Source organism: Mesorhizobium sp. M7A.F.Ca.ET.027.03.2.1, assembly GCF_003999175.1.
Classification (GTDB): domain Bacteria; phylum Pseudomonadota; class Alphaproteobacteria; order Rhizobiales; family Rhizobiaceae; genus Mesorhizobium.
In genome coordinates this window covers 1-1,475 of record NZ_RZOM01001299.1, presented here as the reverse complement: position 1 = coordinate 1,475, position 1,475 = coordinate 1, and the positions used below count along the sequence as shown (strand labels likewise).

General features: G+C 65.9%; 2 protein-coding genes. One reads left to right on the top strand and one right to left on the bottom strand.

What is annotated here, in order from left to right:
• Window positions 1-1,097: amidase family protein (locus EN750_RS34015; protein ID WP_127399254.1), on the bottom strand; the 1,097-nt coding region annotated here is incomplete at its 3' end.
• A gap of 131 nt (window positions 1,098-1,228) precedes the next feature.
• Here EN750_RS34015 and EN750_RS34010 point away from each other — a divergent pair.
• A partial coding sequence (locus EN750_RS34010) for a LysR family transcriptional regulator (RefSeq protein WP_127399253.1) occupies window positions 1,229-1,475 on the top strand: 247 nt, incomplete at its 3' end.

Genomic DNA, 1,475 nt, shown 5'->3' with positions numbered 1-1,475 from the left:
CGCTCCAACTGTGCGGCGACGAGCGTATGGACGTCGAACGCCGCCCCAGCCTGTGCGATCTCCAGGAAGCCCGGATCGATGCCCGCCCGTTCGCTCGGCGGAACCAGCGCCAGCCGCGCCGCGGCGCCGGTGAACCAGTGATGCTGGAACAGGTCGAGGAGATCGCCACCGGGAAGATCAATCGGCTCGACCGTCGCGCCGAAGGTGTCGAAACACGTCAAGGCGTGGGAGACGACGGCGGCGATCCCGGAATCCAGCGCTCCTGAAGGCGGCTTCGACCAGTAGCCGATCCGGGCGCCCCGCAAAACTTCTTCGATCCGGCCAAGCGGCGCCAGCGTTCCCACGCCTTGCTGCCAGTCGCTGATATCACGGCCGGACATGGCGCCGGCCATGACGGAAAGATCGAGTGCTGTCCGTGCCATCGGTCCGATATGGGCGACGGTTCCGAACGCGCTGGACGGATAGGCGGGCACGCGGCCGAAGGTCGGCTTCAATCCGGCGATGCCGGTGAACGAGGCCGGAATGCGGATCGAGCCGCCGCCATCGGTACCGAGATGGAAGACGCCGGCGCCGGTGGCGGCGGCCACCGCCGCTCCGCCGGAGGAACCGCCGGGGGTCTTTTGCGCATTCCAGGGATTGCGCGTGATGCCGCAGAGGCCGCTGTCGGTAATCGCCTTCCAGCCGAATTCGGGCGTCGTCGTCTGTCCGATGAAGACGGCGCCGGCTCTGCGCAGCAGGGCAACGGCGGGGGCATCCTTGTCATAGGCGGCGGAAGTCGTCGTCCTGCTGCCGTAACGCACGCTCCAGCCCTCGACCCAGACGATGTCCTTCAGCGTCGTCGGTATGCCGTCGGCTGCCGACAGCGGCTCGCCTGCCCGCCATCGTTTCTCGGAAGCACCTGCGGCCTCGATCGCACCCTTGCGGTCGATCATGGTGAAGGCGTTGAAAAGCGGATTGATCGCTTCGGCGCGATCCAGCGCCGCCAGCGTCACCTCGACGGGCGACAGCGATCCAGCGCGGTAGGCGGCGCTAAGCTCCGCAGCAGCCAGGCGGCACAGATCATCGGCGTCGGCAATGGGAGACAGCCCATTCGGCATGCAGTTCGAACCCCTCACTTCATGGCCGCTCTTCCGGCAGCCTTGTCAGCCCGGGCAATCTGGCGGGTTTTTTCATCACCATAAAATGTATTGTTGTGGGGAATATTCGCTATTTAATGTAACAAAGAGCCATGAATCTGACCATTCGGCAGTTGCGCTATGTCTGCGAAGTCGCCCGCCTTGGCAGCGTGCTGGCGGCCTCCAGATCGCTCTACATCTCGCAATCCTCCATCCTCGCGGCGATCACTCTGGCCGAGGCCGGGATGGGGGCGCGCATTTTCGACAGGCGGCCGGCGCGGGGCGTCTCCATCACGCCGGCCGGCCAACGCTTCGTCGCCGCCGCCCGCATCATGCTGGCGGCGGAGACGGAGTTCAACC